Below are 500 nucleotides of genomic sequence, written 5' to 3' on the forward strand. Positions count from 1 at the left end.
TTGGTCGCAATACCAAGCCCGAAGATATCGTGCAGCCGGGGCATATTTTTCCGATTGCAGCTCAGCCGGGTGGCGTGTTGAGTCGTGCAGGTCATACCGAGGCGGGTTGTGATCTAGCTAGAATGGCTGGCTTTGAAGCGTCATCGGTGATTGTAGAGATAATGAACGAAGACGGAACGATGGCGCGACGCCCTGATTTGGAAGAGTTTGCGAAAAAACACGATCTTAAAATCGGCACCATTGCTGATATGATCCATTATCGCGCTTTGAATGAGCAGACTGTTGTCAGGCAAGAGGAGCATCGAATTGAAACGGAGCATGGTGATTTTAATCTGATTACCTACAAAGATACTCTGCAGGGCGATTTGCACATGGCGTTTGTGAAAGGTTCCGTTGAGGATGTCGATGCGCCGGTCGTGCGAGTTCAGTATCCTGACATCCTCCGGGACACTATTGGTGTTTTGAAAGAGGGCTCGCAATCTTGGTCGGTTCAAAATGCC

Annotated in this window: 1 protein-coding gene; it reads left to right on the top strand. The window is 49.6% G+C overall.

All coding sequences use genetic code 11. The annotated features are described in order from the left end of the window. On the top strand, window positions 1-500 hold a 500-nt coding region (locus A3750_RS04115; protein ID WP_197474874.1), incomplete at both ends, for a 3,4-dihydroxy-2-butanone-4-phosphate synthase.

This window comes from Oleiphilus sp. HI0079, assembly GCF_001635105.1.